Below are 13264 nucleotides of genomic sequence, written 5' to 3'. Positions count from 1 at the left end.
AGCTAGTTAACGCCAAGTTAAAGTATAATGAGACCCTTATAGATTTAAAGGGAGGGTGTAGCTTATTTTTGTAGGCTTTCCGCCACGAGTGCCTGGTTTCATTTTAGGCATCTTTTTAAGCATTTCTTTTACTGCGGCAATTACTTCTTTTTTATCGCCCTTAACAGTATTGATTACTGTTTTACCTTCTTCATCTATATGCATTTTTACAACCACCTTTCCTCTTATAAATTCCCCCTTATTGTTACGAGGATATTTATAATTAGACTTTACATGTTCCATCAATTTTTGATTGAAACATTTTTTTGAATCTTCGCTAGATTCACATCCCGGCCAAACCGGTGCCTTTTCCTTTACCGTAACCGTATTTCCTTTAACTTCTACGTCGTTTTGGGCAAACAAAAAAGTGCCGGTTAATAAAAAGAAGCAGAACATTAATTTTTTCATGGCTCGGGCTGTTAGTGGTTGTAGAGCTGTTCTCTAGAAATTAAATGGGACGGTGAAATTGCGGTCATCTGGTTCGCCATTTAAGGTTCCAGGTTTCATATCAGGAATTTTTTCAATCATTTCTCTGGCTGCAGCATTTACTTTTGGCTCAGATCCTTCTACCTTTTTTACTACGGCTTTTCCTTCTTCAGTAATGGTGAAAGAGATTTTTACTTTTCCCCGCACATAATCACCGTCTTCGGTTTGAGGATACTCATAATTTTCTCTTACGTGTTGAGATAGTTTTTGATTAAAACAGGCTTTTAAGTCTTCGGAGTCTTCACAACCTGGCCAAACCGGAGAAGTTTGCTGGGCCTGAACAGTGGTTAAACCTCCAACTACTATACTTGCGATAAGCAATAACTTTTTCATAAATTTTAAAATTTTAATTAGATAATTATATATTATACCGCAACCTTGGCTTTAATTCCCGGGTGCGGATTGTAATTCTCTAATTTAAAATCTTTATAATCGAAATCAAAAATATTTTTTATTTCGGGGTTAAGGCTCATAGTTGGAAGCGCCCTGGGCTCTCGGGAAAGTTGCAGTTTTACCTGCTTCATATGGTTGTTATATATATGAACATCGCCAAATGTATGAATAAAGTCCCCCGGTTCATACCCACAAACCTGTGCCATCATCATAGTTAATAATGCATACGAAGCAATATTAAAAGGTACCCCAAGAAATACATCGGCACTTCTTTGATAAAGTTGAAGCGAAAGTTTACCATCGGCAACATAGAATTGGAAAAAAGCGTGACAGGGCGGCAGTGCTGCCTTTCCATTGGCTACATTCTCTGGAAATGATTTAGAAGAATCTGGAAGAACTGATGGGTTCCAGGCCGAAACCAACATTCTACGACTGTTAGGATTCTTTTTTAAGGTTTCTATAATTTCTTTGATCTGGTCAATTTCTTCGCCATTCCAATCTCGCCATTGCTTTCCGTAAACAGGGCCCAAATCGCCATTTTCGTCTGCCCATTCGTTCCAAATCCGCACCCCATTTTCCTGGAGGTATTTTACATTGGTATCGCCTTTTAAGAACCACAAGAGTTCGTAAATAATAGATTTTAGGTGTAGTTTTTTGGTAGTGACCATGGGAAAGCCTTTGCTAAGATCAAACCTTAACTGATGCCCGAAGATACTTCTGGTGCCTGTGCCGGTTCTATCGCCTTTGTCGGTTCCGTTATCTAAAATATGCTGTAAAAGTTCTTGGTACTGTTTCATAAGTTTGCGCTGCAGAAGATTAGTTTTGCTAAAATAGCAAAAGCTGTTCAAATACAATTCTTAAAGATTTTTTAATAAATTACCCAATTATCATCCCGGCAAGGGTGGCAGAGAGCAAAGAAGCGATAGTCCCTCCAATTAGGGCTTTCATTCCAAATTCTGATAAGGTTTTTCTTTGTCCCGGGGCAAGAGATCCAATCCCTCCAATTTGAATTCCTATAGAGGCAAAATTTGCAAAACCACAAAGCATATAGGTGGCCATAATCACAGATTTTTCATAATTAAGGCTAAGTGCATTTGCGGTGTTTTTAAGATCGGCCAGTTGTACGTAGCCTACAAATTCACTTGCAGCTAGCTTTATTCCCAGCAATTGTCCCATAAGCATCATATCTTCTTTGGCAACACCAATAAGCCACATGAGGGGGGCGAAAATTGTTCCTAAAATAGCTTCAAGTGAAAAGCTGGAGTAGGGGGTGTTTTCGGCTAGAAAAGCGTTCATGCCGGTCCAGGATCCTGTCCAGTTTAAAATATAATTGATCATAGCTATAAAAGCGATAAAAACCAGGAGCATGGCTGCAACGTTTGCGGCAAGTTTTAAACCTTCGGTAGTTCCGTTGGCTATAGCGTCAAGGATATTTGAACCAATTTTATCTGAAGATACCTCCACATTGGTATTAATTTTATTTTCCTGGGGATATAGTATTTTAGAAACCACAATGGCGCCGGGCGCTGCCATTACTGAAGCTGCCAGTAAATGTTTGGCAAACTGAAGCCTTAGTTCTGGATCGTCACCTCCTAAAAAACCAATATATGCTGCGAGCACACCACCTGCAACGGTAGCCATTCCGCCAATCATAACCAGTAAAATTTCAGAACGGTTCATTCGTTCCAAATAGGCCTTAATCATAAGTGGGGCTTCGGTTTGTCCAAGAAATATATTTCCTGCTACGCTTAAGCTTTCGGCTCCAGATATTCCCATTAAACGGGTAAGTATCATCGCCATTCCCTTAACCACAATTTGAATAATTCCAAGATAAAATAATACAGAAGTTAATGCTGAAAAGAAGATAATAGTGGGTAATACCTGAAAAAGGAAAATAAAACCAAAACTGTCTACATCCATCATTCCGCCAAGTAAAAATTCGCTGCCTGCGGCTGTAAAATCAAGAATTAGTACAAATATATTTCCTATAAATTCAAATATTTTTTGAATAAAACTAATCTTTAAAACGCCAATTGCCAATAACAATTGTGCACTAAGTCCAATACCAATGGTTTTCCAATTAATGGCTTTGCGATTGCTGCTAAATAAGAAAGCAATAAATAATAAGCTTAGCATGCCTAATGCTCCCCTCCAAATACTATTAAAGGATATCCCGGCACTGGGCACCATTTCTTTTGCCAATTTAGCAGGAACAACCTCTTCGAGATTGTTAAAATCTTCGGTCTTAAAGTAAAATTCTTTATCAGCCTCCTTTAGCGTCATGCTGGAATCTGTAAGCGCAGAAATTCTGTAATTTACAATGCTGTCTTGAGGTGGGCTGTAAAATAAAACGAGAAGTTTGTTTTGTAGAATATAATCTCCTGAGGCAAGTGTATCTTTAGCTGTACTAATGTTAAAGATGCCTTCATCTAAATGTAAGTTGTGTCCCTGCGCAAAAGTCTCCTGGTTGTCTTGTTCTTTATCAAGAGTCCAGGTTTTTGAAATATTTTGGGAAAAAGTGCCGGTCACACTTAAAAGAACTAAAATCAGGCAAAACCAGGTTTTATTCATAAATGGGAGCATTATTTGCGTTTGGAAATTTCGTCCCGGATGCGCGCCGCTTTTTCGTAATCTTCATTGTTTACGGCCTGGGAAAGCATATCTTTAAGTTCGTCTAAGGATAACTTTTTATAGTCAGTATCGTCAGATTTTATATCAATATCGTCGGGAAGTAGCTCTTCTGAAATTATATCTTCCTCCTGTTTTTCTGAAGCGGTTTTTTGCTCTTCTTCCTCTCCTTTTAAAAAGATTCCTGCTTTATCAAGAATGTTTTTATACGTGAAAATAGGAGCGTTAAACCTTAAGGCAAGGGCAATAGCATCACTGGTGCGTGCGTCTACAATTTCTTCAATCTTATCGCGTTCGCAAATCAAACTGGAATAAAATACACCGTCTACCAGCTTATGAATAATTACCTGCTTCACCGTAATTTCAAACCTGTCGGCGAAATTTTTAAAAAGATCGTGGGTTAAAGGGCGAGGTGGTTTTATTTCTTTTTCTAAAGCAATAGCGATAGATTGTGCTTCAAAAGCTCCAATAACTATGGGGAGTTTACGTTCTCCATTTACCTCGCTTAAAATTAAAGCGTAGGCTCCGTTTTGGGTTTGGCTATAAGAAATTCCTTTTATATTAAGGCGCACTAAACTCATATATCATCAATTAAAAAGGGCTGTCTAATTTAGGACTTTCACCGTATTTTAGACAGCCCTTTTAAAGGGTGCAAGTTATAAAAATTATGCGTTTTTAGCTTTAAATTCCTTTAGTTTTTCGTTTAGCTTAGGTACAATTTCAAAAGCATCACCAACTACTCCGTAGTCTGCGGCCTTAAAGAAAGGTGCTTCCGGGTCGTTGTTAATTACCACTTTAGTCTTGGCAGCGTTAATTCCTGCAAGATGTTGTATTGCCCCTGAAATTCCTACTGCGATATAAAGATTAGAAGCTACCGGTTTTCCCGTTTGGCCCACGTGTTCGCTATGCGGTCTCCAACCCATATCGCTAACCGGTTTGGAGCAAGCTGTGGCAGCCCCAAGAATATCGGCCATTTCTTCAATCATTCCCCAGTTTTCCGGGCCTTTAAGTCCGCGACCACCAGAAACAACTACTTCTGCATCAGCAATGGTTACTTTGTCTTTTGCTTTATCTACCGATTCTACATTTACTGTAAAGTCCCCTTCTTTTAGCTCAGGAGAAAAATCTTCAGCTGTAGCAGCAGCTTCACTTTCTTTTAAACCGAATGCATTTTGAGATAAACCTACAATTTTTACATCGGTAGTGATTTTAGTAAAATTAAAAGCTTTGTTGGTAAAAGCACTCCTTTTAACTGTAAAAGGCTCCTGGCTCTCTGGTACTGCAATAACATTAGATGCATAACCTGCATTTAAATGCACGGCCAAAAGTGGAGCTAAATATTTACTGTTGGCGCTTTGGCTCAATACAATAAGCTTACTTCCTTCTTTTTCTGCTGCTTGTTTAATTGCATCTGCATAAGCTTCAGCATTAAACTTGCTTAGTTTGTCGTTTTGGATATTTAGCACTTTGCTAACTCCATATTTTCCAAGTTCAGAAGTATCGGCAGTGTTAAAACTTACTGCAACTACTTCATCTCCGCCGGCTACTTCCTTTGCATAAGAAGCAACTTCAAACGCAGCTTTTTTAAACTTGCCGTCTTCGGTTTCTGTATATACTAAAACTGACATATATTTTTATTTTTTAAGTGTAATTTCTCACAGGTTTTGAAAACTTGTGAGGTAATTTATATTTATATTGCCTTGGCTTCGTTGTGAAGTAAATCTATCAATTCATCAAGATTTTCTGGGTCAACCAGTTTTACATCTCCTTTAGGAGCCGGTTTTTCAAACTTCACAGCTTCGGTTTGTGTAGCTGCTTCCTCGGGTTCAAGAACATTAAGTGGCTTTTTACGAGCTTGCATAATCCCTCTCATATTTGGGATCTTAAGATCGCTTTCTTCAACCAAACCTTTCTGTCCTCCAATAACCAAAGGGAGAGAGGCAGTTAAAGTTTCCTTACCGCCATCTATTTCCCTTACGGCTGTAGCTTTGTTGCCTTCTATCTCTAAACTAATACAGGTGTTAATAAAATTAGCGTCCAGAAGTGCTGCTAGCATTCCCGGTACCATTCCGCCGTTGTAATCTATAGATTCACGTCCGGCAATTATAAGGTCATATTCTCCTTCTTTAGCAACTTTTGCCAATTGTTTTGCTACCTGAAAACCATCTACAGCTAACGTATTTACACGTATGGCATTATCGGCTCCAATAGCAAGTGCTTTTCTTAAGGTAGGCTCGGTTTCGGCGCCCCCAACATTTACAACATCTACACTTGCGCCTTGTTTTTCTTTAAACCACATAGCGCGGGTAAGTCCAAACTCATCATTTGGATTTATTACAAAATTCACTCCGTTGGTATCAAACTTTGAATCACCATCGGTAAAGTTGATTTTTGAGGTAGTATCAGGTACATGACTAATACATACTAATATTTTCATTATAACGAGTTTTTTATATTTATAACAAATTTCATCACGAAGTTACATAATTTAATCCATAAAATGCTATGCATGCATAGTAAATTTCGCAATTTTCTTCAAAATTAATTTTATAGATTCCATCAATATATTGTAAATATGACAATTTTAAGATTAAAAAACTCCTAAAAATTAATTATTTCTTAGGGGTAATAGGCTATAATGTTGAACTTACGGAAGGCCTGTAAATTTTTGTGGATTATTAGTGGGGAAAACTTTATTGAATTACTATTTTTGTTGTTTAAAAAGATACATCTAAATAGTATAGCATATAATGAAGACAATTCAATTTAGGGAAGCCGTTCAGCAAGCAATGAGCGAAGAGATGCGAAAAGACGAGTCTATTTATCTAATGGGCGAGGAAGTAGCAGAGTATAATGGTGCTTACAAAGCCTCTAAAGGTATGTTGGACGAATTTGGCCCTGATCGTGTAATAGATACCCCAATTGCAGAGCTTGGATTTGCTGGAATTGGTGTGGGTTCGGCAATGAATGGCAACAGGCCTATTATTGAATTCATGACCTTTAACTTCTCATTGGTTGGAATTGACCAGATAATAAATAATGCGGCTAAAATGCGCCAAATGAGTGGTGGCCAATTTAATATTCCTATCGTTTTTAGGGGGCCAACCGCTTCTGCCGGGCAATTGGGTGCAACGCACTCCCAGGCTTTTGAAAGTTGGTATGCCAACTGCCCGGGTCTAAAAGTAATTGTACCTTCAAATCCTTATGATGCCAAAGGTTTGTTGAAAGCTGCTATTCGTGATGATGATCCGGTAATCTTTATGGAGAGTGAGCAAATGTATGGTGATAAAGGAGAAGTACCTGAAGAAGAGTACGTACTGGAAATAGGAAAAGCCGATATTAAAAGAGAAGGTAGTGATGTAACAATTGTTTCCTTTGGAAAAATTATTAAAGAAGCATACAAAGCGGCCGAGAAATTGGCTGAAGACGATATTTCTTGCGAGATTATAGACCTTAGAACTATTCGCCCAATGGATCATGAGACTATTATCGAATCGGTTAAGAAAACCAATCGTTTAGTGATTTTGGAAGAAGCCTGGCCTTTTGGAAATATTTCTACTGAAATCACCTACCAGGTACAGTCTAAAGCTTTTGATTATTTAGATGCACCAATTGTAAAAATAAATACTGCCGATACGCCGGCACCTTACTCTCCTGTATTGCTTAAAGAATGGTTGCCAAACAGCGACGATGTTATTAAAGCGGTTAAACAGGTGATGTATATTGACTAAAAAAGCCAGCAGGATGCTGGACTTAAAACTTAGCAATAAACAGGTAATTAATCATAACTCTATAAGTAACACCAATTATAGGTTAAGCTTGCAAATAGAGAGAAATTTTATAAATCTAAAACTTCATCGGATTCTGATTCGGTGAAGTTTTTTTTTGTCCTGAAGAACAATGAGGCCGAAAGCAACTTATCTTTCCTTATTATTTTTGCTTTGCTATACGATAATGGCATCGCAAACCAGGGTTGGTGGTGTGGTTAAAGATCAAAACGGCCAGGCTTTGCCTTTTGTGAATGTGATTTTTAATAATTCTTCGGAAGGGACAACCTCAGGTGAAAGTGGGAAGTTTTATTTGCAAAGTGAAAATAACCATACCGAACTCAAAATTTCTTTTATTGGTTATCAAACTGAAATAATCCCACTTCCGCAAAAAAGTAATCTTTCACTGGAGATAGTATTGCAGCAAGAGGCTTCAAGCCTTGATGAAGTGAAAATAATTAGAGGGAAAACTTCTAAGAAGAATAATCCCGCTATAGATATCCTGAGAAAAATCTGGAAAAATAGGCGAGATAACGGTGTTACTGCCTTTAAACAATATCAGTTTAAAAAATATGAAAAGCTGGAATTCGAACTAGATGGTATAGATAGTTCAGTAGTGAAAAATCCAATTTTTAACGGCATGGAATTCATATTTGATTATGCCGATACCAATAGAATTACCGGAAAGACTATTTTACCGGTTTTTATAAACGAATCGGTTTCCAGGGTATATGGTGATAATGTAGAAAATAAAAAACGAGAAGATCTTTTAGGAAATAAAAACTCAGGCTTTGATCAAAATCAAAATTTAATCGCTGCGGTAAAAGATGTGTATGATGAGTATAATGTATACAACAACTATATTAAGGTTTTTGATAAAAGTTTTGTAAGTCCGCTTTCTACTACCGGCATTAATAATTACAATTACGTATTAAGTGATAGTGCTTTTGTAGAAAATAAATGGTGTTATAATATTATTTACTATCCACGCCGGGAAAACGAGCTTACTTTTAAAGGAGATTTTTGGGTAAATGATACTACCTGGGCGATTAAGAAAATAAATCTTGAGGCTTCTCGCGATGCCAATATAAACTGGGTAAAGGAGTTGTATATAGAACAGGAATTTGAGGTACTTAACGATTCGGTGTTTTTAATATCCAAAGATTATTTCCAGGCTAATTTTTCCTTGACCAAAAAAGAGACTTCAAAAGGGGTATATGCCAAAAGGACTCAGATTTTTGACGAGTATCAATTTAATTTAAAGCAAGCAGAAGGATTTTACCACAAACAGGCATATAGGTTTAATAAAGAGGTTTATCAGCGGGGTCAGGATTTTTGGGATAAAAACCGTTTGGAAGAACTTAATAGGGCTGAGGAGGATATTTATGTGATGCTGGATAGTCTAACCAGTGTGCCCGCATTCAATAGAATTTATGATATTGCAACCATAGCCGAATCTGGGTATGTAGAGTTTAATGGCTGGGATTTTGGCCCTGTCTATTCCTTGTTCGATTATAATGAGGTAGAAGGGTTTAGGACCCGCATAGGGGGAAGAACTTATTTTGGGCAACACGACCCCTGGAGAGTTGAAGGGTATCTGGCATATGGTTTTTTAGATGAAAAATTTAAATATGGAATTTCCGGGAAGTGGTTGTTGGATGCACGTTCGCGCTTAATAATTTCTGGAGGAAAAAGACACGATATTGTACAGTTGGGAGCCGGTTTAACCGGTAATACTACAGATGTTTTGGGGCGTAGTTTGGCATCTTCGGGACTTGTGAGCGTGGGAGACAATACTAAATTAAGTCATTTAAACTTAAATACTGTAAATCTTGAAATTGAGCCCTGGAATAATTTTAAGGTTCGGGTAGGTGCTTCTTATCGTGAGCTTAGTTCGGCCTCTCCAGATTTTAGTTTGGACTATTATACCGATAAAATGCAGTCTAACGTCGCTTCAACTATAAAGCAAACAGAAATTGCAACTACTTTCACCTATACGCCGGGTAGGCAAACTTCCGGGTTTGGGGTAGAACAAAATGTAATTAATGAAGATGAATTTCCTACCTTCTTTTTTAATTATAGTCTGGGCTTAAAAGGCATATTGAAAAGCGATTTTGATTATAAGAAAATCCAGTTTTTATACAATCAGCCACTTAAAATTGGCGGTTTTGGTAGGGCAAATGTCAGCATGGAAGCCGGAAAAACCTTTGGCGAAGTTCCGCTGGGGCTTTTAAATGTGGTGCCCGGTAACCAAACTTACTTTTCTATGTATAATGCGTTTCCGGTACTTAATTTCTATGAATTTGTAACTGATACGTATGTTTCAGCACATTTTGATCATAATTTTAACGGAAGGTTATTTGCCAGGATTCCGCTTTTGCGAGAATTAAATTTACGTGAACTTGTTGGTGTTAGGGCTGTTTGGGGAGAAATTTCTGAAGCAAATAAAGCGCTAAATGCCTCTGGAATTCCATTTCGCGCACCTAACAAGGCACCTTATTACGAATATAGCCTTGGAATAGGAAATATTCTTAAATTTCTAAGTGTAGAAGCTCATTTTAGAGGTAATTATTATAATGTGCCAGAGTCACGATCTTTTGCAATAACAGCCTCCTTTGGTTTTCATTTCTAAATAGGCGTAATTAATACTGATTTTCACTATATTTGCCGCCTTTAAATGAGAAAAATAGAAAGAACATGTCAGATAGTTTTGATGTATTAATCGAGATCCCAAAAGGGAGTAGAAACAAATATGAATACGATTTTGAGTTAAAGAAAGTCCGTTACGACAGGATGATTTTTTCTTCAATGATGTACCCGGCCGATTACGGCTTTATTCCAAATACCCTGGCCCAGGATAGCGATCCATTAGATGTTTTGGTATTGGTAAGTGAACCAACTTTCCCCGGTGTTGTAATGGAAGTTAAACCAATTGGTGTTTTCCATATGGCCGACGAAAAAGGACCTGATGAAAAAATTATTTGTGTGCCGGTTTCAGATCCTATTTGGAATAGGTTGAATGACCTTAAAGAACTTAATGGCCACATGATTAAAGAAATTGAGCATTTCTTTAAGGTTTATAAAGATCTTGAGAAGAAAAAAGTAGATGTAGGTGGCTGGGGCGATGCTTCAGAAGCCAAAGAAATTATAAGACAATGCGTAGAGCGTTTTGAGAATTTTGATGGAGATAAAGGTCAATTTGGAATACAACCTTAATTTCAGTCACATAATTTTGACGATTTTAAAGCAATAACCTTAAAAAGTTATTGCTTTTTTAATTATCAGTGATTTACTACATTAGCCATATTAACTAAAACTTAACAATTAATATGGAATCAATAATGGTTTATATGCCTGCAATACTTGCAGTAGTAGGTCTTGTTTTTATGTGGGTAAAACGTTCCTGGGTACTTAAACAGGATGCCGGGGACGGCAAGATGAAAGATATTTCTTCACATATCTACGAAGGGGCACTTGCCTTTTTAAATGCAGAATATAAATTACTTAGTTTTTTTGTGGTTGGGGCCAGTATTGCCCTGGCAGCTATAGCCTATGTTGTGCCAACCACACATTACCTAATTATTGTTGCTTTTATTTTTGGAGCTTTTTTCTCGGCCCTGGCCGGAAATATGGGGATGAAGATCGCTACCCAAAGTAATGTGCGCACAACACAGGCGGCCCGAACCAGTTTGCCACAAGCTTTAAAAGTTTCTTTTGGGGGCGGTACCGTAATGGGTCTTGGGGTAGCCGGTTTAGCGGTACTTGGGCTAACCACATTTTTTATTTTATTCTACCATTATTTTATGGGTGGGGAGTGGAGTAATACCACTCAAATGACCGTTGTTTTGGAAACCCTGGCAGGTTTTTCCCTGGGTGCCGAGTCTATTGCATTATTTGCCCGTGTTGGCGGTGGAATCTACACAAAAGCTGCCGATGTTGGTGCCGATTTAGTGGGGAAAGTTGAAGCAGGAATCCCGGAAGACGACCCCAGGAATCCTGCAACCATTGCAGATAATGTAGGAGATAATGTTGGTGACGTGGCTGGAATGGGTGCCGATCTTTTTGGGAGTTATGTGGCTACCGTTCTTGCTACTATGGTTTTAGGAAATTATATTATTGAAGATATGGGCGGAAATATTGTCGATTCCGGGTTTGGAGGAATTGGTCCTATTTTATTGCCTATGGCTATTGCCGGTGCCGGTATTATTATTTCTATTATCGGGACGCTTTTAGTGAAAATAAGCAGTAATTCGGCTAAAGAAGCCCAGGTGCAAAAAGCATTGAATATCGGTAATTGGACCTCCATAGTTCTGGTAGCAATGGCCAGTTACTTTTTGGTAACCTGGATGCTACCTAAAGAGACCTTAACTATGGGCTTCTTTGTTGGTGGGTCTGAAGGTTTTGAATTTATGGAAATCGCATCAATTAGGGTGTTTTATGCTTCTTTGGTAGGAATAGTAGTGGGAGGTGTAATTTCGGCGGTTACCGAATATTATACCGGTCTAGGTAAAAAACCGGTACTCTCTATTGTGCAAAATTCGAGTACAGGAGCCGGAACTAATATTATTGCAGGTTTGGCTACCGGAATGATCTCTACCTTTCTTTCTGTGTTATTATTTGCATTAGCTATTTGGGCCTCTTACGCTTTTGCCGGATTTTACGGCGTTGCATTGGCGGCTTCAGCTATGATGGCCACTACAGCAATGCAATTGGCTATTGATGCTTTTGGGCCTATTGCCGATAATGCTGGGGGAATAGCCGAAATGAGCGAACTGCCGGCCGAGGTTAGAGAGCGCACCGATATCCTGGATTCTGTAGGGAATACTACTGCAGCTACCGGAAAAGGTTTTGCAATTGCTTCTGCCGCATTAACCTCATTGGCGCTTTTTGCTGCCTACGTAACTTTTACCGGAATTGACGGAATCAATATTTTTAAAGCCCCGGTTTTGGCGATGTTGTTTATTGGAGGCATGGTGCCCGTGGTTTTTTCAGCATTAGCCATGAAATCTGTTGGGAAAGCAGCTATGAAAATGGTAGAGGAAGTGAGACGACAGTTTAAAAGCATTCCAGGCATTATGGAAGGAACCTCGAAGCCTGAATATGATAAGTGTGTCGCTATTTCTACCGAAGCAGCCTTAAAAGAGATGTTGTTACCCGGAATTTTAACCATTGGCTTTCCAATTGCCATCGCCCTACTTCCTATGCTTTTTGGCTATGAGAATGTTTTAATAGCAGAGATGCTTGGCGGCTATATGGCCGGGGTGACTGTAAGCGGGGTGCTTTGGGCAATTTTTCAAAATAATGCCGGTGGTGCCTGGGATAATGCTAAAAAGTCTTTTGAAGCAGGAGTGATGATAAACGGAGAAATGACCTATAAAGGTTCTGATGCCCACAAAGCCGCGGTTACCGGAGATACGGTAGGAGATCCGTTTAAAGATACCTCCGGGCCTTCTATGAATATTTTAATTAAATTAACCTGTTTAATCGGTTTGGTAATTGCACCAATTTTAGGAGGACATACCCAAACCGATGTGCCCAACGAAGAGACTGCAATAAAAAAAGAGGTGATTATAAATAATAATGCTTCAACCGATGAGAGCTCCAAAGAAATCCAGGTTAATATGATTTCGGAAGGAAATGAAACTATTGCTAAAGTAAGAATTACTACTACTGAAAAAGGAAAAACTGCAGTACAGCAAAAAACTTTTACCGGTACCAAAGCCGAAGTAGAAAAACAGGTACAGCAGTTAAGAGATAGAATATACTAAAGTCAGGTTTTTTTAAACCAAAGAGGCTGTTTGATTTTTTGTTAAAACCGTTATCCAGAATTTATTTTAGGATCTAAGATGTTTAGAATTTATTTCATGTTAGAAGCTGAAACAAGTTCAGCTTGACAAAAAAGATGTTTTTCAAACAGTCTCTTTCTGTATATCTGTATATAAAAAGGGGCT

11 protein-coding genes are annotated in these 13264 nt (G+C 38.3%); 4 read left to right on the top strand and 7 right to left on the bottom strand.

From position 1 onward, the window contains the following. Nucleotides 1-36 precede the first annotated feature (36 nt). The 7 genes from GUB10_RS11825 to GUB10_RS11795 all read right to left on the bottom strand — a co-directional run bounded on the left by GUB10_RS11825 (nucleotide 37) and on the right by GUB10_RS11795 (nucleotide 5983). Entirely contained in the window at nucleotides 37-447 is a 411-nt protein-coding gene (locus GUB10_RS11825; protein WP_227740379.1) for an energy transducer TonB, read from the bottom strand. 33 nt (nucleotides 448-480) lie between these two features. Beyond that, nucleotides 481-858: an energy transducer TonB gene (locus GUB10_RS11820; protein ID WP_193711663.1), complete on the bottom strand. Its 378-nt coding sequence runs from the start codon at nucleotides 856-858 to the stop codon at nucleotides 481-483. Between the two features lie 32 nt (nucleotides 859-890). After that, nucleotides 891-1715 (bottom strand): thymidylate synthase, encoded by an 825-nt coding sequence (locus GUB10_RS11815; protein ID WP_193711662.1) that lies wholly within the window; start codon nucleotides 1713-1715, stop codon nucleotides 891-893. Nucleotides 1716-1794: 79 nt separating this feature from the next. Continuing rightward, nucleotides 1795-3489 carry a NupC/NupG family nucleoside CNT transporter gene (locus tag GUB10_RS11810; protein WP_193711661.1) on the bottom strand — a complete coding sequence of 565 codons (1695 nt, stop codon included), beginning with the start codon at nucleotides 3487-3489 and terminating at the stop codon, nucleotides 1795-1797. 11 nt (nucleotides 3490-3500) lie between these two features. Further along, the gene (locus GUB10_RS11805) at nucleotides 3501-4127 is read right to left on the bottom strand and encodes a bifunctional nuclease family protein (RefSeq protein ID WP_193711660.1); all 627 of its coding nucleotides are present in this window, start codon (nucleotides 4125-4127) and stop codon (nucleotides 3501-3503) included. Nucleotides 4128-4211: 84 nt separating this feature from the next. Next, nucleotides 4212-5174, bottom strand: coding sequence for an electron transfer flavoprotein subunit alpha/FixB family protein (locus tag GUB10_RS11800; RefSeq protein ID WP_193711659.1), 963 nt, complete (start codon nucleotides 5172-5174; stop codon nucleotides 4212-4214). Between the two features lie 62 nt (nucleotides 5175-5236). Next, nucleotides 5237-5983, bottom strand: coding sequence for an electron transfer flavoprotein subunit beta/FixA family protein (locus GUB10_RS11795; protein WP_193711658.1), 747 nt, complete (start codon nucleotides 5981-5983; stop codon nucleotides 5237-5239). A gap of 313 nt (nucleotides 5984-6296) precedes the next feature. Between GUB10_RS11795 and GUB10_RS11790 the strand changes: the two genes are divergently transcribed. The 4 genes from GUB10_RS11790 (at nucleotide 6297) to GUB10_RS11775 (ending at nucleotide 13081) form a co-directional block, all read left to right on the top strand. After that, on the top strand, nucleotides 6297-7277 hold the full coding sequence (locus GUB10_RS11790; protein WP_193711657.1) for a pyruvate dehydrogenase complex E1 component subunit beta: 981 nt from the start codon (nucleotides 6297-6299) through the stop codon (nucleotides 7275-7277). A 169-nt stretch (nucleotides 7278-7446) separates the two neighbouring features. Continuing rightward, nucleotides 7447-9945 carry a DUF5686 and carboxypeptidase-like regulatory domain-containing protein gene (locus tag GUB10_RS11785; protein ID WP_193711656.1) on the top strand — a complete coding sequence of 833 codons (2499 nt, stop codon included), beginning with the start codon at nucleotides 7447-7449 and terminating at the stop codon, nucleotides 9943-9945. 65 nt (nucleotides 9946-10010) lie between these two features. Beyond that, nucleotides 10011-10529: an inorganic diphosphatase gene (locus GUB10_RS11780; RefSeq protein ID WP_193711655.1), complete on the top strand. Its 519-nt coding sequence runs from the start codon at nucleotides 10011-10013 to the stop codon at nucleotides 10527-10529. Nucleotides 10530-10642: 113 nt separating this feature from the next. Beyond that, nucleotides 10643-13081 (top strand): sodium-translocating pyrophosphatase, encoded by a 2439-nt coding sequence (locus GUB10_RS11775; protein ID WP_193711654.1) that lies wholly within the window; start codon nucleotides 10643-10645, stop codon nucleotides 13079-13081. Nucleotides 13082-13264 lie beyond the last annotated feature (183 nt).

Source organism: Salegentibacter sp. BLCTC (assembly GCF_015143665.1).
GTDB lineage: Bacteria > Bacteroidota > Bacteroidia > Flavobacteriales > Flavobacteriaceae > Salegentibacter > Salegentibacter maritimus.
Note: the sequence above shows the minus strand (reverse complement) of the source record. Positions and strands in the feature narration are given on the sequence as shown.

Excerpts from the sequence above, each read along its gene's own strand:
- GUB10_RS11825 (WP_227740379.1), bottom strand. The coding sequence starts at position 447 with ATGAAAAAATTAATGTTCTGCTTCTTTTTATTAACCGGCACTTTTTTG.
- GUB10_RS11820 (WP_193711663.1), bottom strand. The coding sequence starts at position 858 with ATGAAAAAGTTATTGCTTATCGCAAGTATAGTAGTTGGAGGTTTAACC.
- GUB10_RS11815 (WP_193711662.1), bottom strand. The coding sequence starts at position 1,715 with ATGAAACAGTACCAAGAACTTTTACAGCATATTTTAGATAACGGAACC.
- GUB10_RS11810 (WP_193711661.1), bottom strand. The coding sequence starts at position 3,489 with ATGAATAAAACCTGGTTTTGCCTGATTTTAGTTCTTTTAAGTGTGACC.
- GUB10_RS11805 (WP_193711660.1), bottom strand. The coding sequence starts at position 4,127 with ATGAGTTTAGTGCGCCTTAATATAAAAGGAATTTCTTATAGCCAAACC.
- GUB10_RS11800 (WP_193711659.1), bottom strand. The coding sequence starts at position 5,174 with ATGTCAGTTTTAGTATATACAGAAACCGAAGACGGCAAGTTTAAAAAA.
- GUB10_RS11795 (WP_193711658.1), bottom strand. The coding sequence starts at position 5,983 with ATGAAAATATTAGTATGTATTAGTCATGTACCTGATACTACCTCAAAA.
- GUB10_RS11790 (WP_193711657.1), top strand. The coding sequence starts at position 6,297 with ATGAAGACAATTCAATTTAGGGAAGCCGTTCAGCAAGCAATGAGCGAA.
- GUB10_RS11785 (WP_193711656.1), top strand. The coding sequence starts at position 7,447 with ATGAGGCCGAAAGCAACTTATCTTTCCTTATTATTTTTGCTTTGCTAT.
- GUB10_RS11780 (WP_193711655.1), top strand. The coding sequence starts at position 10,011 with ATGTCAGATAGTTTTGATGTATTAATCGAGATCCCAAAAGGGAGTAGA.
- GUB10_RS11775 (WP_193711654.1), top strand. The coding sequence starts at position 10,643 with ATGGAATCAATAATGGTTTATATGCCTGCAATACTTGCAGTAGTAGGT.